The sequence below is a fragment of the Arthrobacter sp. WCS2018Hpa-7 genome, assembly GCF_031843805.1.
Classification (GTDB): domain Bacteria; phylum Actinomycetota; class Actinomycetes; order Actinomycetales; family Micrococcaceae; genus Arthrobacter.
The window spans coordinates 177,801-194,780 of sequence record NZ_JAVTJB010000007.1; the positions used below are offsets into that span (position 1 = coordinate 177,801).

A 16,980-nucleotide genomic window follows, 5' to 3' on the forward strand; every position below is an offset into this window, starting at 1 on the left:
ATGAAAGTCCTGCACTTGGGTTTTGAAGATCCCCGCATGCCCGGAGCGGGTGGGGGATCGGTGCGCACCCACGAGACCAACCGTCGACTCGCGGCCAGTGGGTTCACCATCACTGTGCTGACCACCAGGTATCCGGGGTGGTGTGAACGGGTGCAGGACAGCGTGCACTACGTGCCCATTGGCTTCGGCCAGGGAAACAACCGCTTGACCCGCCTGCTGGGGTACGTGATCCGCCTGCCGTTCGAAGTCCGCAAACGCCGGGCCTCCGCAGACTTGGTGGTGGAGGACTTTTTCGCGCCATTCTCAAGCATGGCTGCCCCGCTGTGGGCGCAACGACCCACCCTTGCCGTGGTCCAGTGGCTGCACGCCCGCGACAAGGCGCGGCAGTACAAACTCCCGTTGCACTGGGTGGAACGCTTCGGCGTGAGGAGTCATCGCAGGGCCATTGCTGTCTCACAAGGAATTTCGGACCGGCTGACGGCACTGAACCCCGGCATCCACGTAGACGTCATCGGAAATGGCGTGGATCTCGGAGCTTGGAAACCCGAACCGACGCTTGGCAAGGACATCCTGTGCTTGGGACGGCTGGAGTTCACCGGCAAGGGCCTGGATCTGTTGTTGCAGGCCTGGGGGCGGTGCTGCCGGAAAATTGACGGGAAGCTGCTTATTGCAGGAACCGGCCCTGACGAGGCCATCCTGCGGGCAGCCATTGAGCACGCGGGCCTCTCTGATAGTGTCTCGCTCCTCGGGTGGCTGTCCGGCGATGCGAAGTTCCAGGCCCTCAGCGCCGCGCGGTTGGTGGTGTGCCCTTCCAGGCAGGAGACCTTCGGGCTTGTGGCCATCGAGGCACTGGCCACCGGGACCCCGGTCATCGCTTTCGACATACCCTGCTTGCGGGAAATCGTCCCGGAAGGTACGGGCTGGTTGGTGGACGCGTTCGACGTCGACGCCCTCGCCCGGGCGTTGGAGGACCGCTACTCCCACCCCGGGCTCGCAGACGTTGGTGCGCAGGGCCGGGCCTTCGCCGCCGGCTACAACTGGGACCGGCTGGCGGCGCTGCAGGGTGCGGCTTTTCGGGCAGCGGTTGCGGGTCCCGCCTTGACTCAATCCCGCCCGGTTACCGGTGGAAGCGGCTCTCCGACACCGCACGTCGTCACGTAGGAAGGTATGCCGTTGACCCACCAATCCAGAATCGATCGATCCCTATCCGGTGATGCGCCGTGGCTGTTTCTCTCACCACACTTGGACGACGCCGTCCTCTCCTGCGGGGCACTCATGGAGGCCCAAGCCAGCGGCCGTGAAGTGATCGTGGCGACCCTGTTTACGGAAGCCTCGCCCGGACCACATACACGGGCCGCGAAGTCTTTTATGAGCCAATGCGCCGTTAAGGATGCCGGCGAACTCTTTGAGGCCCGCAAAGCCGAGGACAAGTCAGTGCTGGCGGACATGGGTGTCCGATCTTTGCACCTTGGCGCAGTTGACGCATTGTTCCGCCAGCGAAGGGCGCCAAGGTTTGGCAGCAGCGCATGGGACCGGATTCTTCCGGAAATCACCCACCGGTACCCCACGTACAGGTACGACATCGCACTGGGACGGATCGCCAAGGGAGACCGGGCACTGATTTCGCAGTTCCGCACGGACGTGGCTGCGTTATTGGGGCTGACAGGAGCCGAACTCCTGTTCTGCCCCGTTGGAGTTGGCAAGCACGTGGACCACCTCATCACCCGTGAAGCGGGCATGGGCCATCTCGAAAACCTGGTTCTCTATTCGGATTTTCCCTACGATCTCACCGCGGAACCGGACGCGTCACGCTTGGCGCACCTGGGATATGTCCCGTGGAGTTGGGACCAGGGCCTTGAGGCCAAACCGCCACGGATCAGGCAGTACGGTACCCAGGCAGATGCGCTGTTTCCCACGGGTGATATCCCTGTCAAAGCGGAAACTTACTTCGTTCCTGCCTTTTGAGCATTTGGGCCGCTGGCTTTGGCGTAGCCGCTGGAAGCGTCGCGGTCAGCAATTTTCCCGGTTATTGGCCACTACATTGCCGGGAGCCTCGTCCAGCTTCTTGGCCCCACTCTGGCAGATGACATTGTCCGTCACCGTGATGTTCCGCAGGTCGCCTTGGAAATCAAGCCACGGCCCCGGCGTATCAGTGACGGAGTTGTTCTTCACCACAATGTCGTGCACCGCAGCGTTGCCGTCGTAGTACCCGATCTTGACGCCGTTGGGCGACTCCCAGAAGCGGTTGTTTTCCACGGTGATGTCATGGATCTCGTGCTTGCCCACTGCCAGCTGAAGTCCGGAACCGTGGGAACCGCCACGAACTTTGTTGTTCCGATAAGTGACGTCGTAGACCGATGCCCCAATGGTTTGCGCCACGAGTCCGTCGTCACCGTCGTCACCTTGGCGTTGGTCTACAGTGTTGCCCTCCACCACTCCGCCGTGGGAGTCGGTGATGTGGATGCCGTCCAATTGGTCGTAGGTGCCGCTGCTGGTCACCAGCGTGTCGTTGTTACGGATGCAGAAATTGCTGCTGGCTACAACGGCGATGGAATAGGTGAAAGGGTTACGTGTCCTGACGTCCTCCACCAACGCATTGGTCGTGTGGCGGACGTCCACCAAGTACTCGGTCAGTCGCCCTGGGGCGTTGCCGTCCAATTCGTGGCCACTCTGGTCCGCGGTGAGATGGGAGATGGTGACGTTCCGGGCTCCATTGGTGGTGATCAACGGGTGTCCACCGAAAGGACCTTTGGTCTCCAAGAACCCAGGCCCGGCCTTCAATACGGTGGCCTCACCGGTTCCCTTGAGAGCCACGTTGCTCTTGAGGACCAGAGGCTTTCCCAGCGTGAGCGTTCCCTTGGGCAGTTGGACGATTCCGCCGCCGTCCTTGGAGGCGTCGTCGATGAGCTGCTGGAGGGCCTTGGACGTGTCCTCTGCGTCAAGGTAGCCATTGACCGTGAACTCCCTGACCTGGGTAGCCTGGCTACCGGGCGAAGTGCAGAACCCGGCGGCCGGTTCCGCGGGGTCCGGGGTTGCTGCCATGACGGCTGCGCCCAAGCCCGCCGCTGCCAAGGCAACCACAAGGAGGGCAATTTTCGGGACCGCCGCTTTCATGGCAACACCCTATCCTGCGCGGGTTTCCGTCCGGTTAAAAGGAAGCGGCCCGGACGAAAGCCCGGGCCGTTTCCTGACATGTTTAAGGCTTAGTTTTCGCCGGCGGAATCAGAGCGGCCAAGAATGGTCTGCGGGATCCAGAATGCCAGCGCGAACAGGCCCAGGCAGACGGCCATCGGCCACGGGTTGTCCAAGCTCAGGAAGGACAACGAGTAGATGGAGCCCAGGAAGAGCACGATCATGACCACGAACAGCACAATGCTTGTGCCCAGGTTGTTCTCACGTTCAATGGGGGCGCTTGTTGCGTTCTTGGACATTCGTTCCTCCTCGGCCCCGCGGGGCTCAAAAATTCTCTGGCAGTTGCGGAAGCCTCAGTAGGCGGATGAACCTTGTTCACCCTTGACGATGGCAATTCCGGAACTTGCTCCGATACGTGTTGCACCAGCAGCAATCATAGCCTGTGCATCGGCGAGGGAGCGCACTCCGCCGGAGGCTTTGACCCCGAGGTCCGGGCCAACGGTCTTGCGCATCAAGGCAACGTCCTGCGCAGTTGCACCTCCGCCGTTGAACCCAGTGGAGGTCTTCACGAAGTCCGCACCTGCTTCCACGGCCGCTTCGCAGGCGATGACCTTCTGTTCGTCGGACAACATGGACGTCTCGATGATGACCTTCAGGATGGCCTCACCGGCGTGGACCGTCTCGGCTACAGCCTTGATGTCGTCCACCAGGGCCCCCTTGTCATTGGCCCGGGCGGAGGCCATGTTGATCACCATGTCGATCTCATCAGCACCATCGAGCACTGCTCCGCGGGCTTCAAAAGACTTGACGTCGCTGGGCGTGGCGCCCAGCGGGAATCCGATGACCGAACACGTCAGCACGCCGGAACCTTTGAGGGCCTTGGTGACGGTCTTGACCCAGACCGGGTTCACGCAGACGGACTTGAACCGGTACTCGATGGCCTCGGCGCAGACCTTGAGGACGTCTGCTTCACTGGCCTCCGGCTTCAACAGTGTGTGGTCGATGTAGGAGGCGATGTTCGCCGGGGCGACGGCTTGGTTGCTCATGGGATCCTTCCGTGCAGGGCGTGGCCGGCCCGGTGGCCGCAGGGTTGTCACTGCCCGTCAAAGGACCATCTTGCCACATGGGTTGCCTGCTGCAGGGAGGGTTTGGGTGCCGTGGGAGACGGGCACACAGGGCGGGCTAAGCCGCCATCGGGACCTGCTGATCAGAGCTGCCCCGTGTGCCCAACAGCATGCCGGAAGCGCACAACATCGCAGACGACTCGGCGGAGAGAAGCAAACCAAGGCGGAGGCCGTCGCACGAAGCAGCGTCGCCGATCGCCCAGATGCCCGGGACGGAAGTGGCGAGGTCGCGCCCCACGGAGATACCGCCGTCGGACGCCACCGCCAAGCCGGCGCTCTCGGCGAGGTCGTTACGGGCGGTGCGTTCCTCGGCAATGACCACGAGGTCGCCCTTCATGCTGCTGCCGTCCGCGAACAGGATGCCAGTGGCAGGCAGGTTGGCCCCCGGCGCACCTGCGGCAGGAGCGGGGTCGGCAATCACCGCGGCAGGGCGAAGGGTGGTGCGCACGGGACGGACTCCACGGGCACGGAGCACGGCCTCTGCCTGGCCCGCGGCCGGCCCACTGCCCACCAGGATTCCGAGGGGACGGCGGCCCACCATCCTCGTGACGTCCTTGACGGCTTCACCGATGGTGGCGGCGTCGTCGATGGTGGAGTAGCTCAGGCCGGCTTCGGCTCCGGCTACGGGAGGGAGGGAAGGGGCAGAGCCGGTGGCGATGACCAACTGGTCGTAGGAGAATTCCAGTCCGTCCACTGTGGTGACCATTTTGGCGTCGGAGTCGATGAAGCTGGCCGGTTGCCCGAAGCGGACCGAAACCTGGGGGAGCCCGGCGAGTTCCAGCAAGGCGTCCGGGCATTCATCGCGGTTGCTGAGGACGGTGATGGTTCCGTCGAAAGCGCGTTGCCGGGAGTCTGACCTTCCCGCAAGCCGCCGCACCAAAGCCTGGGCGGCGGGGCCTGCGCCTGCGATGACGATGTGGAGGGAGGGTGCGGACGGGATGGCGGACATGTTTGGCCCTTTCGCTCAGATGACCTGATGTTGATCATCAGCGTAGGCGGCCGGTTTTTCGCGGGTGTTTCCCCGCTGTTGCCATTTCTGGCGGATCTGACGCGTAGTGTTTACCGGCCGGTAATAACGTGCGTCACACTGGGCCTGCCGCTGGTGTCAGTATCGGCGCAGGAGCTCGCGGAAACCGTTCCCCGCGAAGCCTGCCACCGCGCCTGCGCGGTCCACGAACCCGTGGGCGCCCACGGGTTCAACAGAGGCCAGGAGTCCGGCGGCATCGGCCAGGCTCATGGTCAGCTCGGTCGCCAGTCCACCCACTTCCAGCCGGGCATGCCGCGAATCAGCCCAGGCATCCAGCCCCGGGTCATCGCGTAACGTGCGGGTCACCACAAGGCTTCGCCACCCGCCGTCGACCCTTACGCGGGCGCGGTAGATGACGTCGTCGCCGTGGGTCTCCACGCGCCCGCCCGCCAGGAAGGCCCGCCCGAACCGGGAATGTTCCAGATAGCCGCTGAGCTGCGGCGCTTCGTCCCCGGGATCGGTGGGAAGGACCACCGTGGCTTTGATCGTCACGGGCAATCCGTCCAGGTCACCCCGGAGGGTGTCGTTGAAGCGGACACCTGGCGCAGGTTCTGTCATTGCCGTGCAGTTCGCATCCTTGGCCAATCCGGCGTCAGCCATCGAGTCAAGGTAGGCGCGGGCGTCCCTGTAGCCCATGCCGATCAGCGTATCGGCATCGATCCTGCCCAGATAGAACTCTGGATCCAGCGGGAGGGGGTGCCGGGGACGGACTACGTGCAGCACAAACCCGCGTCCAGCAGCCTCGGCAGCATCGAAATCAGCCAGGAGGGCGCCCATGGCACTCATCTCGATCATATGAACGTACTGTTCCAGTGGCCCGTCGCCCCAGTAGGGCGTATTTCCGATGCACCAGACCAGCCACACTTCATGGGCCCCACGCCGCAGTGCCTCGGCCACGTTGGCGTCCCTGATCCAGACGGCGTCGGTCCAGACCTTTCCGTCCCGGCGCAGGGGCGTCAGGAAGATCGGAAGCGACATGCCGGCAGCCATGAGCCCGGCGTCAATGTCCGTGGCGTCTATGGCGTGGCAGCGCTTTTCGGTGAACTCCACCACGTTGAAGGAACCCTCGACGGCGTCCGGTACCGCTGCGCGGGCCCGGATGGTGGCGTCGTTGATGCCCAAGGTGGGGAAGACCTTGCCGAGGATACCGTCGGCGTCGCCAACGGCGGGCAACGACCACGGACCCTTGAGATAGTCGCCCACAGGCAGTGCTGAGCCGAAGTCCTTGACGTCGACGCCCGACCACCGGGCACACATCTCATCCGGCGAGACGCCGGAGAGAATCATGCCGGCCGTGAGGATTCCGCCTGAGGTGCCGTCGACGTGCTGGAATTCCAGGCCGTCCTCGGTGAGAGCCTTCACTACTCCGGCCTGCCAAGCCACCCGCATGCCGCCACCGGCGAGTACCAGTGAGCGCTTTGCCGCGTGTTTCATCGTGCCAGCCCGGTGGTGGCAGGTGCGGCGCTGAGACGACGCCAATAGATGAAGAGGAGAATTCCGGTCGCGAGGTCAAAGAAGGCGACCATCAGGGCAAGGGGTGCGAAGACGCCGTTGAGGACGCCGATGCCCACGGCCCCGAACGCGCCGGTTTTTTGGAGCCCGGACCACAGCACCACCTCGGGGGCGGGAACAGCGTTGAGCAGGGTGTGGAGGAGCAGTCCGCCGACCACCACCATGAACATTCCCACAGTGCCGAAGAGTTGGCGGGTTTCGGAGGTGGAGTCAGCGCCGATCAGTTGCAGGACTTGCCCGCCGAACGGGACCTGCACAGCCCCGGTCAGGACCGTGATGACGGCGATGACCGCGAGCACGGCGCGGAGGGGATCGGCAATGGCCCAGGCGATGGTGCCTGGCGGGTGGGTCTTTCGGGGGCGCGCCGGCTGCCCGGGGCGGGTTGGCTGGTGCGCGCTCACGCGTAGGACTCCAGCAGCCGGCCGCGGTCCACCAGCAGCCAGACCATGGCGGCCCAGGTCAGGGTGGAGACGTAGAAGCGGATGTCGTTGAGCATCATCCAGCGTTTGAGCAGCGACCTGAGCTCGGCATCGTCCGCGAAGTCGCCCCCACGGATCCGGACGTTGATGGGGATGATGATGCCTTGGCCCACCCAGGTCAGGACGATGATTCCCAGCAGGCAAATGACGGCGGGGATGACCCGGACGGTGCCCCATTCGGACCAGACAAGGATGCCGCCGGAGATGAACATGATGGGCACCACGATGGTGAAGAACTTGGTGGCCGCCCGGGTGGGGATGCCGAAGTGCATGTCCACATTGTCGCGGGCCAACGATTCCCAGGTGGGGTAGAGGAAGAACTTGAGGACCCACATGGTGCCCACATACATGGTGGCGCCGAAGAGGAAGTAGAGGGCGTTGAGCAGGAGGAGCCAGTTCACTGGGCACCACCACGGGGGTCAGCACTTGGTGCGGCGCCCGGGACCCGGCTCCGGTCCGGTGGTACCAGCCATTCCTGCCCTTGGCCCAGGTCCACCACGCTGTCCATCATGTCCCCGCCGCGAAGGGCCACGGCCTCCAGTTGGGTGGGAGCAGTGAGGAACCACGCCTCGTAGTGGTCGTCCAGGACCCCGTGGGCTTGGGGCAACCAGGCAGTGAACACCGGTTTGCTCTCGACTTGCAGGTCCTTTAAGGGCTCGACGCCGGGCGCGTCACCGAGGATGAGCCTCGCTTTGGCTTGGGCGCCGAGGGCGATGTCCCCGGTGGCTTCGAAGTAGATGTCCGATTTCCAGAGCATGTTCCGGAAGACGCAGTAGTTGGACGCGGCAAGTTTGAGGGGAAGCTGGGTGGCGCCTGGTGCCGCGGGCCGTTCGATTTCGATGTAGCAGCCCAACTGGCCGTCCTTGTCGTATTGGGCTGACACGGTGGAGTCCGTGACCACGAAGTCCAGGTTGGCCTGGTGCTTGGGCATGCCCCAGATTCCTTTGCCCCCTTTCACGGAGACTTCGGAACTGACGGGCAGGTCCACCACGAACTGGCCGAGCTTGAACGTTTTTTGGAAAAGCAGCGGGAGGATGGGCGGGGCAGGCCTGCTGCCGTGGGTGATGGCGATGGCCAGGGAGTACTCGATGTACTTGCCAATGTCCGTGGACTTGTAGTTGACCACCGTCACCACCAGCAGCCCCTTGCCGCCCAGGGTGAACGGCCGCATCTCTGAACCGGGGAGAGCAGCGGCCGCTGCCCGCTTGTTGATGGGGAACGCCGCCATCAGCACCGGCGAGTCGTCGGAATTAACGGGCATGACGTATTTGATCCCGTCCGCGAACGCATGCTGCCCGCGAAGGCGTTCCTGCCTCCGCGGAACAGGTGACGGCAGGAGCCTAAGCAAGGGTGCGGCCAGTTCGGTGAGGTTTTTCATGGCTTCGACTCCGGGGTTCGGTTCAGTTCGTCGACGATGATGGGGAAAGTGTCCTGCCAGGCGTGGTCGCCGAAGAAGACGTCCAAGTGGCCGTAGCCGGGGATGAGATGGAGAGAGTCCTTCCCGGGGCGGTGCTTTTGGAAGAACTCGTAGGTGCGTTGCTGGCTTTCGGGCAGGAAACACAGGTTGTCCAGACCTGCTATGAAGGCGAACCTCGCATCGGTCTGCGGGGCTTCGGCCACCAGGTTGTCCGGCAATTCCGGATGGTCGCCGGCGGCCACCATGTGCCCGGCCTTGATGCTGCGGCCCATTTCCTCGAAGAACGTCACGGGCACCTCGGCGAACTCGCCGGTGAGCCATTGGTGGGTGGCGTCGTCGAGGTTCTCGTGGGACCAGAGCGCGGGGCGGCCGCTGCCGTAGGTGAAGCTGACCATCTTGCAGACGGTGTTGTCGCATTCATGGTGGGTGGCTTTGACCAGGCCCCGGATGGCCCGGGTGAAGTAGCCCTGGGACTTGTAGCCCCACGCCGGCGACAGGTATGGCGTGAAGGCTTTGACCACGGGCGTGAGGTAGTTGATTTTCAGCCGCGAGAACGCCGGCACGACGGGGTGCAGGGACACCGCGTTGGACACGATGGTGTCCACGCGCGGCAGCAGCCCCGCCACGGCCGACATCGTGAACGACGTAGAGCCTTGGCAATGGATCACGGCTTTCATGGTCTCCGCACCGGTAGCGTTCAGGACGTGCTCGACGGCGGCCGGATGGTCATACACGGCGGCGTCGGCAAGCGTCCAGGACAGGGGATCAAGGTCGATCGATGCCCGCCAGTTCAGCATCCAAACATCCCACCCGTCTTCGAGGAGGACATCGACGATGGTGGTGCGGACCGGCGGCCTGAACAGTTCGGCGCGAACTCCGGAGCCGTGAACCAGGATCACCGGCCCTTTGACCGCTTCAACGGGTGATGTGACGTGGACGAGGCTCAAGGGTGTGTTGTCCCGGGCACGGAGAGGAATGACTTCAGTCCTGTGCTCGGCACGGGTGATGATCATGGGGTGCTTCCCTTCCGTGCGATGGTGATGGGTTCTTCAAGCAGCCGCGCGGCAGGCAAGCCGGTCACCGGAACCAGCCGCGCGCCGTCGTCGTTCGTTGCCAGTCGCCAATCGCGGCAGACGGTGTCCACCATCAGCGGGTAGACAGTGAGGGTGGCGTCTGACGAGAGGTGGATGCGGAGGAAGCCTTTGTGGTCCTCGATCGCCTGGCCGGACATCTTCCACGAAGCCACCTCGCCGCTGGGCGTGGCCAGGATGTACAGGGCGAAGGCCTCGCTGCCCAGCGCCCACCCGCCCAGATGTACCAAGGCAAGCACCAGGAGCAGGATCACCACGTCCGGCCAGCTCTCCGGCCAAGGAACAAGGATCACGACGGCGGTACCCACCGCGAGCGCGGACAGTTGGTACAGCGCGCCGCGGGCGAAAACGACGATGCCCGCCTGGGCCACGCCCAACGAACGCGCGAGCACCGAGGCAACCGCCAGGAGGAGCGGCACTGCAAGGATCAGGACAGTGACAAGTATTGGGGTGTCTCCGCGGGTCAGGCTGCGCAGGCTGTCCACGAAGGCCTCCCCGCGAAAGGCGCTGAAGACCGTCCACAGCGTCAGGGCGGCCACCACATGCATGATGCCCAGCGACAGTCCGAAGCCGGGGTTGCGGATGGGGAGCCAGAACTGCGAGAAGGGGTTGGCCAGTTGCGGGCCGAGCAGGCGGGAGTGTCCTTGGCCGGGGAACGTGGTGGGCATGCGGGTGAAGATGCGCCCGGTGTCTGTCTGTTCCGGGCCTGTCTGTTGTGTGCCCCTTTGTGGTGTGTGCCGCACGCTGGACGATTCACCGGGAGCGGCCGACGCGGCAGGCAGGGTGAGATGGTCCGGCAGTCCGTGGGTATCCGAGAGGTAGGCGCCGCCCAGCCCGCAGGTGATCATCTGCGTCCTGCCTGGATCCGGGGTTTGGTGTTGGTTGCCGGAGTGCTCCTGGGAAGGGGAGTCCTGGTACCTGGAGTAGTGGTGGAGGTCGCCGGTGAGCCAGAGCCTGACGCTGGCACCGGTGGCGTCGAAGAGGCCCGTTTCAGGGTTGAAGCGGCGGCGCAGGTAGTCCTGCTCGAAGAAGTTCACCTGCCGGAATTCGCCCCAACCGGGTTGGGCGGCGTCAACCCAGAAAGGAGCGGCGACGCAGAGGATGATCGCATCGCCGGGCTGCAGTTGCAGAGTGACGTTCCGGTAGAAGTAATCCAGTTGAGGCTCGTCGATGTACTGGCCCAGTTGGCTGTCCAAGCCCAGCAACCACCAGCCGGGGGCGCCGTTCCGGCCTGGACCGGGAGGGGTTCCGGTCAGCCGGACAGCGAAGTAGCTCCGGTTTTGGATGGTGCGCCAGCCTCCGATGCTCCGCTGCCTGGTGAACACCCGGATGAACGAGGTGAGGCCGTCGTACCAATCATGGTTGCCGGGAAGCGCCAGCATGACCGGAGGCGCGTTGTGGGGCCCGCTGTGCGCGTCGTCGGAGGTTTTTGGGGCGCTGAGCGGGCCTCTCAACGCAGGTGGGAAGGCCGTCCGGTACGGGCCCGCCATCCGGTTCTCGTACGCCGCCGGGGACGCCACCGGGTAGACCTCGTCCCCGCCCAGGACCAGCACCCTGCCGCGGGGAAGTTCATGCCCGTTCACCGTCAGCGTGTCCTGGGCCAGCAAGGACGCCACTGTGTAGGTGGCGTCGAAGCCATCGCCGAGGTCGGCCGCGAAGTCGAGCCACATCTCCGTCACCGCCGGAGCCACGGCGCGCTCCTCCTCAAGATCGGCAGGCGAGGGAAGCCCACGGCTGCTGACAACGGGCTGCGCCGGTTGGCCCGGGACCGGAAGTCTGTCCAAGCGCAGGGGGTCATCTGGAAAGCTGCCCTCAAGCTCGCGCTTATCGCCAAAATCGGCAAAGACCGTTGCAGCCGCGACCTTCAACGCAGTTCTGGCCAAGGACATGGGCGAGAGCCAACGAACCGCCGTCTGGGGTGTGAAGCCCAGTGCGGCATGGTGTTTCGCGAGCTCCCGGCTTTTCATTGCTTTGACGTGAACGGGAACGGGATGCGTCTGAGACCCCGCCCGTAGACCTGCCAGAGTTCGCCGGCGAACAGCTTCCCGAAGGTCACCAAGCCTGCGGCTGGGGCCGGTCCTTCGGCCCGGAACGTGGTGAGTTGCTTGGCGAAGTCCAGAGGCCGGATGTAGAGGATGCCGGCGCCAACGACGCCTGCCTGGGCAGCGCCGCCTGCAACTGGCTGTCCGGCATCCGGCGGCACAAGGTCCGGCGTCCCCGCATCCGGCGGCACGTGGCCCCGGAGGATGGTGGCGTACAGGGTTGTGGTGTCCGCCCAGAGGTCGAAACCGGCCTCGTTGCGGATCAGTTTGTGCCCGGTGAACGTGAACGGCGTGCCGCCCGGGTCCCGCAGCCACAACCGGTAGAGCATGCGCCTGGCTGGTGCGCCGTCGTCGGACGCATCCTGGACAAACAGGTTGAACCAGCCCCGCTCTACCGGCATCCGGCCACCAAAGTAGTCCGCCAGCACGTAGCCCTCAGCCCTGGCCGGGTGGTTCGAATCGGCCGCGAACGCTTCCATGTCCTCGGCGATAATGGTCAGCTCAAACATGATCTTCCGGCTGCGGTCCCGGCCCAGGCTCCGCCCCTTTTCAGGGTCGGTGATGCCGGGACTGAACCAACCGTGCATCTGCTCGGTGAAGCGCACGGAGGTGGTCTCCTGATCGGGAGCGTCGGGAGCACCAGGCCTGCCGAGTCCGCGGCTGCGCGCCTGAGGCACCTCAGACACTGCGCTCGCAGGCTGTTCCTCTGGTGCAGCCTTGCCTTTGGTAGCGTCCGGCGCCAACGCGCGCGGAGCGGATGCACCGACGTCGACGACGGCGCCTGCTGCCTCCCGCTCAACGGTTACCTTTTCGCTGGCCCCGCTGGAGCCCTCCGCATCGTCCGGACGGATGCCCCGGTGACCCGCCTTGTCCGCGTTCTCGATGATGTGGGCGCAGGTACGCTCTGCGAACGCCGCGATGGTCAGGGATGGATTGGCACCCACCGGACCGGGCATCGCGGCTCCATCAACCACGAATAATCCCGGGTAGCCGAACACCTCGCCATACGAATCGCAGACTGCTTCCCCCGGATGACGGCCGGACGGGGCCCCTCCAATGGGGTGAACCGTGATGACGCGTTTGGCCCACCACAGGGGGTTGTCAATGAAGTCCCCATCCAAGTCCTTGGAAATCGACTCCATGGTTTCGCGGACGCGGCCGAAGTACTCCTTGGACGTTGCCATGGTCCATGCGATGGCCAGCTTCCCGTCGCGAAGGGTCATGACGCCGTCGGGAATGTCCCTGCCCATCCCCAGCAGTGGCACCGAACTGGACGACAAGCGGCCGTCGCCCAATGCTGCGGCGAGGTCGGCGGATACGTTGGAGCGGCCGGCGTCGAACAACCTGTCCTTGAGAAGTTGCCCCGCCACCTTCACGGTCCGTTTCATGGTGGTGCCCAGCTGGGCTGTTTCGATGAGCCAGTTCATGAAGGCCGGATACCCGGCATCCTCCACGTAGTAGCCGCGACCATCGCCGTCGTCGTCGTTCGAATCCGGGACCCTGATGGCTGTGGTGATCACCGGGCCGCGACTGCCGGCCAAGGTGCGGACGCCCGGGCGTGAGCCGGTGGCCGGGGGAGTCTTGGCGCCCATGATGAACGTCAAAAGGTCGCCGTTGCCGCTGAACCGGGTGCCCAAGGCGTCGCTGAGTGCAGGGAGGGAGCCACGGTTGCGGAGCAGGAGGAAGTTGGTGCCGAACGTGCCGGCTCCCAGGATGAGCCGGCGGCAGTGGATGATGCGTTCCGTGAGGAGTTCGCCGTGGCGATCCGGATGGTGCACCACATACCGGACTTCATAGCCACCGCCCTGCGTTCCAGAGTCCAGGGGCCGGATACCGCGGACGTCGTGGAACGTTCTGACATCGGCACCCTTGAAGGCCGCCGCTGATACGTAGTTGTGATCCAGCGTATTCTTGGCGCCGGCGTTGCACCCGATGTCGCATTCACCGCTGAGCGTGCAAGTGGTCCGCACCGTGGCGGGACCATGGATGCTGCCGTAGCCGGGCAGGGGCAAAGCGTGATTGGTCCGCGGCTCCGTGTCAGGCGCCGCTGAGAACGTGACGGCAATGGGAGGCCGGGCGATGGACAGTCCCAGATTCGCGGCGGACTTCTCCATGGCCAGGGTCTTCGCGGTGTCCTTGTAGGGGTACGGGACAGGCTGCAGCATGGCTTCGGCGGCATCGTAATAAGGATCAAGGTCAGCCCGGGTGAAGGGCCAGTTCTCGTAACCGCCACCGGGGATGGGGGACTCGGTGACGAACCATTTTTCGTCTTTGCGCAGGAGGACATTGGCGTAGATGAGTGAGCCGCCGCCCAACCCACTGGACACCAGTCCCTCCGTGCCGCGGAACGTCCAGGCATCGAAAAGTCCATACAAGCCGCGGTCCGGATCCCAGAAGTTCCGGCCCATCTCCGACGGCGAGCGCGCGAAGCTGCCAGGAGGGTACGGTTTGCCGCGTTCCATGAGCACAACGGACTGTCCGGCCTCGGCCAGTCGAAGCGCCGCAACGGAACCTCCAAAGCCGGAGCCCACCACCACTGCGTCGACTTTTTCGATGCCACTGCCACGGTGGCGTGGCGGATCAGACGCGGGCTCATACCCCGCATCCCCACTGTTCCCGGTCCCCAGACGACCCATGGCCGTTCCTCTCAGAGGAGAGCTGACTACATAGCTGCAGCTGACGGCGCCGGGTGTGGCCGGGCGATGCCTCCGCGGACTATGGGGCTTATGTTCCCACCGGGCAGGGGATCTGTAAATGAGGTGGAGTACTTGGGTTCAGGGTGCGCTAAACAATGCGGGTGTAGATCATGTCGAAGTCGTGCTCCAGCGGCCCGCCTGGGTAGGTACCGCGTTCCAGGCGGGCGGTGATGGTGTTGCTGTCCTCGGTGAAGTGGCCAACGAAGCGCTGGGGCCAGTCCGGGCCGTCCCGGAAGAGAACCCATACCTTGTCCTTGAGCGTCATATCGTAGATCCGGGCGACACCCCGGGAATCGAAATAGTGCTGCTGGAAGGCTCCGTCCGAGCCTGTGGCACCAATGACGCTGACCGCATTGGGATACTCCGGCCGCTGGACTGTGGATCGTTGGATGAGGAAGCCTCCACCTTCCAGCCATTCGAAAGTTGTCCGGCCGGAGACCTCCTTGCCAGGGACCGACGTTTCCCACTCGCCGACCAGGATATTCAGTTGCTCCAACGTGGGTTTTGGATCCCGTGCCATGGCTGCCTCTTTTCGCGTCTTCGCGCTGGTGAACAGGTTCAGCGTAGGGCTGCTCCGTTCCGCCGTACAGACCTCCGCGGAGACCGCCGCAGGCCATGCGGGCAGTGCTGTGATGGCCGGGATCGGGCCTATGCGCCTGGGGTGGGCGGTGGCAGGATGGGCGCATGAGCCGAGTCACCTGTGATCTGACTGTTTCCGTTGACGGATATGTTGCCGGACCCAACCAGTCCCTGGACGAACCGTTGGGGGAGCGAGGCGAGAGCCTGCACCGCTGGCAGTTCGAGCAGAGGGAAGCCAGCGCCGCTGAGATCGCGGGCATCCTCGAAGCTGGTGCCTACATTATGGGCCGGAACATGTTCGCCGGGCCTGGACCGGGTCCTTGGGACCAGGAATGGCGCGGCTGGTGGGGTGAGGAGCCGCCGTATCATGCACCTGTTTTCGTCCTGACCCATCACCAGCGCGAGCCGCTGGCGATGGAAGGTGGCACCACTTTCCATTTCGTCACTGACGGCATCGAAGCGGCCTTTGCCCAGGCCAGGGAAGCCGCCGGGGACAGGGACGTGGCTATTGCGGGGGGAGCACAAACCGCCCGGCAATATCTCTCCGCCAGCCTCATGGACGAGCTGCGGCTTCACATCTCTCCCGTGATCCTGGGTGGTGGCGAACGGCTGCTCGACGGCGTGGGGGACGTGACGCTTGAACCGATCGAAGCGCGCGGGACCGGACTCGTCACCCACGTGCGGTACCGGGTGCAGCGCTGATCCAGCTTTGGCGCCATCCCGCCATTATTACGGCTGGCGGGTGACCCTACGCGTCTTACGGCACTCTGTGGGTACCGTGACAGCACCCTTTGGAACGGGGGGAGTGACCACAATGTCCGTCATCCGCTGTACACTCGAGTATCGAACATATATTCGAATAAAGGTGTGTTGTGGGCGTGATAGTCGGCCCCCGCGTGATAGATGCGGGCTTTTCCCTGATGTCGGTTTTGCTGGCACCTCTCCCGGTGGCGGCCGGGTATCCGTCGCCGGCGCAGGACTATTTTGATGGCCGGATCGATCTCAACGAGCACCTTATCAAGGACGTCACCAGCACTTTTGTGGTCAGGGTGACGGGGCAATCCATGGAAGGTGCCGGGATCAGTGATGGTGATGAGCTGATCGTCAACCGTGCCCTGGAGCCCAAGGATGGGTCCGTCGTCGTGGCTGTCCTCGATGGTGAACTGACCATCAAAAGGCTCCGCGTCACGCCTTCGGGTGTGATCCTCCAAGCAGACAATCCCAAGTATCCGGACATCCGCGTGCCGGCACTTTCCGAACTGACCATCTGGGGAGTTGCCACCACGTGCCTGCACCACATCTGAGTCCGGCCCGTTCGCAAGGGCCCATTCCCAGCGAGCTGTGGGAACGGATGGGCGCTGAGTTCGGTCTGCCAAGCCTGGAAAAGGTCCGGAGCCGGCTTGCGCAGATACATGAGGATCCGGAACCTGTGATGCAACAACTGGTGCGGGTGTTTTCAGCGGACGGCACTTACTGTCCAGGCTTCCAGTTCCGGGAAGACCTGTCCTTGCACCCCGTGGTGTTGGGGCTGTTTGTCCGGGCCATGGCCCTGGGTATTCCGCATAATTACTTTGCCGCTTGGATGGTCACCGGATGCCCGGCGCTGCGCGAGGGCCGGCCGGTAGACCTTGTGGACCGGCTGGCGCCCGCTGTTCTCACCGCGGCTTTGGAGCGCTCTTTCGAGCATGGCACTCGAGATGGGCGCGGTTCTGCGTGAGGGGCGTCAGGGCGTCGACCATTGCAGCCCAGCGTCTTTGTGCGTCAGTCGACACTCGAGGATAATAATTGCCCGGAACCGCTACGGCAAGTTCCTGAAATGCGACGCCGGAACCTGCAGATCCGGGGTAATTGACGATGAGAAGATCAAAGCCCGCGTCAAGG

Annotated in this window: 18 protein-coding genes; 6 read left to right on the top strand and 12 right to left on the bottom strand. The window is 64.2% G+C overall.

What is annotated here, in order from left to right:
• Positions 1-1,161 (top strand): glycosyltransferase family 4 protein, encoded by a 1,161-nt coding sequence (locus RQH14_RS10560; RefSeq protein WP_311213204.1) that lies wholly within the window; start codon positions 1-3, stop codon positions 1,159-1,161.
• Between the two features lie 6 nt (positions 1,162-1,167).
• On the top strand, positions 1,168-1,965 hold the full coding sequence (locus RQH14_RS10565) for a PIG-L family deacetylase (protein WP_311213205.1): 798 nt from the start codon (positions 1,168-1,170) through the stop codon (positions 1,963-1,965).
• 45 nt (positions 1,966-2,010) lie between these two features.
• Here the strand turns inward: RQH14_RS10565 and RQH14_RS10570 are convergent, their stop codons facing one another.
• The 12 genes from RQH14_RS10570 to RQH14_RS10625 form a co-directional block, all read right to left on the bottom strand.
• Positions 2,011-3,114: a right-handed parallel beta-helix repeat-containing protein gene (locus RQH14_RS10570; RefSeq protein ID WP_311213206.1), complete on the bottom strand. Its 1,104-nt coding sequence runs from the start codon at positions 3,112-3,114 to the stop codon at positions 2,011-2,013.
• An 89-nt stretch (positions 3,115-3,203) separates the two neighbouring features.
• Complete coding sequence (locus RQH14_RS10575) at positions 3,204-3,431, bottom strand: hypothetical protein (RefSeq protein ID WP_311213207.1); 228 nt, start codon at positions 3,429-3,431, stop codon at positions 3,204-3,206.
• Between the two features lie 54 nt (positions 3,432-3,485).
• Complete coding sequence (deoC, locus tag RQH14_RS10580) at positions 3,486-4,178, bottom strand: deoxyribose-phosphate aldolase (protein ID WP_311213208.1); 693 nt, start codon at positions 4,176-4,178, stop codon at positions 3,486-3,488.
• A gap of 136 nt (positions 4,179-4,314) precedes the next feature.
• Positions 4,315-5,205 (bottom strand): FAD-dependent oxidoreductase, encoded by an 891-nt coding sequence (locus RQH14_RS10585; RefSeq protein WP_311213209.1) that lies wholly within the window; start codon positions 5,203-5,205, stop codon positions 4,315-4,317.
• A 156-nt stretch (positions 5,206-5,361) separates the two neighbouring features.
• Positions 5,362-6,717, bottom strand: coding sequence for a patatin-like phospholipase family protein (locus RQH14_RS10590; protein ID WP_311213210.1), 1,356 nt, complete (start codon positions 6,715-6,717; stop codon positions 5,362-5,364).
• Positions 6,714-7,196: a hypothetical protein gene (locus RQH14_RS10595; protein ID WP_311213211.1), complete on the bottom strand. Its 483-nt coding sequence runs from the start codon at positions 7,194-7,196 to the stop codon at positions 6,714-6,716. Before RQH14_RS10595 ends, RQH14_RS10590 begins: the two co-directional genes overlap by 4 nt.
• Positions 7,193-7,675 carry a hypothetical protein gene (locus RQH14_RS10600; RefSeq protein WP_311213212.1) on the bottom strand — a complete coding sequence of 161 codons (483 nt, stop codon included), beginning with the start codon at positions 7,673-7,675 and terminating at the stop codon, positions 7,193-7,195. Before RQH14_RS10600 ends, RQH14_RS10595 begins: the two co-directional genes overlap by 4 nt.
• A complete protein-coding gene (locus tag RQH14_RS10605) occupies positions 7,672-8,652 on the bottom strand; it encodes an acetoacetate decarboxylase family protein (protein WP_311213213.1) in 981 nt (326 codons plus the stop codon). Before RQH14_RS10605 ends, RQH14_RS10600 begins: the two co-directional genes overlap by 4 nt.
• Positions 8,649-9,704 (bottom strand): alpha/beta fold hydrolase, encoded by a 1,056-nt coding sequence (locus RQH14_RS10610; RefSeq protein ID WP_311213214.1) that lies wholly within the window; start codon positions 9,702-9,704, stop codon positions 8,649-8,651. Before RQH14_RS10610 ends, RQH14_RS10605 begins: the two co-directional genes overlap by 4 nt.
• Entirely contained in the window at positions 9,701-11,749 is a 2,049-nt protein-coding gene (locus RQH14_RS10615) for a hypothetical protein (RefSeq protein WP_311213215.1), read from the bottom strand. The genes RQH14_RS10610 and RQH14_RS10615 overlap by 4 nt, the downstream gene beginning before the upstream one ends.
• Entirely contained in the window at positions 11,746-14,460 is a 2,715-nt protein-coding gene (locus RQH14_RS10620; RefSeq protein WP_311213216.1) for a GMC oxidoreductase, read from the bottom strand. Before RQH14_RS10620 ends, RQH14_RS10615 begins: the two co-directional genes overlap by 4 nt.
• Before the next feature lie 148 nt (positions 14,461-14,608).
• On the bottom strand, positions 14,609-15,040 hold the full coding sequence (locus tag RQH14_RS10625; RefSeq protein ID WP_311213217.1) for a hypothetical protein: 432 nt from the start codon (positions 15,038-15,040) through the stop codon (positions 14,609-14,611).
• Between RQH14_RS10625 and RQH14_RS10630 the strand changes: the two genes are divergently transcribed.
• From RQH14_RS10630 to RQH14_RS10645, 4 genes are all read left to right on the top strand, one after another.
• Positions 15,039-15,224, top strand: a complete 186-nt coding sequence (locus RQH14_RS10630) for a hypothetical protein (RefSeq protein ID WP_311213218.1) — start codon at positions 15,039-15,041, stop codon at positions 15,222-15,224. The two genes, RQH14_RS10625 and RQH14_RS10630, sit on opposite strands and share 2 nt — an antisense overlap.
• Positions 15,205-15,801, top strand: coding sequence for a dihydrofolate reductase family protein (locus RQH14_RS10635; protein WP_311213219.1), 597 nt, complete (start codon positions 15,205-15,207; stop codon positions 15,799-15,801). The genes RQH14_RS10630 and RQH14_RS10635 overlap by 20 nt, the downstream gene beginning before the upstream one ends.
• A 170-nt stretch (positions 15,802-15,971) precedes the next feature.
• Entirely contained in the window at positions 15,972-16,403 is a 432-nt protein-coding gene (locus RQH14_RS10640; protein ID WP_026542753.1) for a LexA family transcriptional regulator, read from the top strand.
• Positions 16,385-16,816: a hypothetical protein gene (locus RQH14_RS10645; protein ID WP_311213220.1), complete on the top strand. Its 432-nt coding sequence runs from the start codon at positions 16,385-16,387 to the stop codon at positions 16,814-16,816. The genes RQH14_RS10640 and RQH14_RS10645 overlap by 19 nt, the downstream gene beginning before the upstream one ends.
• Positions 16,817-16,980: the final 164 nt, after the last annotated feature.

What these genes read in the sequence shown, in the direction of transcription:
- RQH14_RS10560 (WP_311213204.1), top strand. Translation starts at nt 1, where the DNA reads ATGAAAGTCCTGCACTTGGGTTTTGAAGATCCCCGCATGCCCGGAGCG.
- RQH14_RS10565 (WP_311213205.1), top strand. Translation starts at nt 1,168, where the DNA reads ATGCCGTTGACCCACCAATCCAGAATCGATCGATCCCTATCCGGTGAT.
- RQH14_RS10570 (WP_311213206.1), bottom strand. Translation starts at nt 3,114, where the DNA reads ATGAAAGCGGCGGTCCCGAAAATTGCCCTCCTTGTGGTTGCCTTGGCA.
- RQH14_RS10575 (WP_311213207.1), bottom strand. Translation starts at nt 3,431, where the DNA reads ATGTCCAAGAACGCAACAAGCGCCCCCATTGAACGTGAGAACAACCTG.
- deoC (WP_311213208.1), bottom strand. Translation starts at nt 4,178, where the DNA reads ATGAGCAACCAAGCCGTCGCCCCGGCGAACATCGCCTCCTACATCGAC.
- RQH14_RS10585 (WP_311213209.1), bottom strand. Translation starts at nt 5,205, where the DNA reads ATGTCCGCCATCCCGTCCGCACCCTCCCTCCACATCGTCATCGCAGGC.
- RQH14_RS10590 (WP_311213210.1), bottom strand. Translation starts at nt 6,717, where the DNA reads ATGAAACACGCGGCAAAGCGCTCACTGGTACTCGCCGGTGGCGGCATG.
- RQH14_RS10605 (WP_311213213.1), bottom strand. Translation starts at nt 8,652, where the DNA reads ATGAAAAACCTCACCGAACTGGCCGCACCCTTGCTTAGGCTCCTGCCG.
- RQH14_RS10610 (WP_311213214.1), bottom strand. Translation starts at nt 9,704, where the DNA reads ATGATCATCACCCGTGCCGAGCACAGGACTGAAGTCATTCCTCTCCGT.
- RQH14_RS10615 (WP_311213215.1), bottom strand. Translation starts at nt 11,749, where the DNA reads ATGAAAAGCCGGGAGCTCGCGAAACACCATGCCGCACTGGGCTTCACA.
- RQH14_RS10620 (WP_311213216.1), bottom strand. Translation starts at nt 14,460, where the DNA reads ATGGGTCGTCTGGGGACCGGGAACAGTGGGGATGCGGGGTATGAGCCC.
- RQH14_RS10630 (WP_311213218.1), top strand. Translation starts at nt 15,039, where the DNA reads ATGGCTGCCTCTTTTCGCGTCTTCGCGCTGGTGAACAGGTTCAGCGTA.
- RQH14_RS10625 (WP_311213217.1), bottom strand. Translation starts at nt 15,040, where the DNA reads ATGGCACGGGATCCAAAACCCACGTTGGAGCAACTGAATATCCTGGTC.
- RQH14_RS10635 (WP_311213219.1), top strand. Translation starts at nt 15,205, where the DNA reads ATGAGCCGAGTCACCTGTGATCTGACTGTTTCCGTTGACGGATATGTT.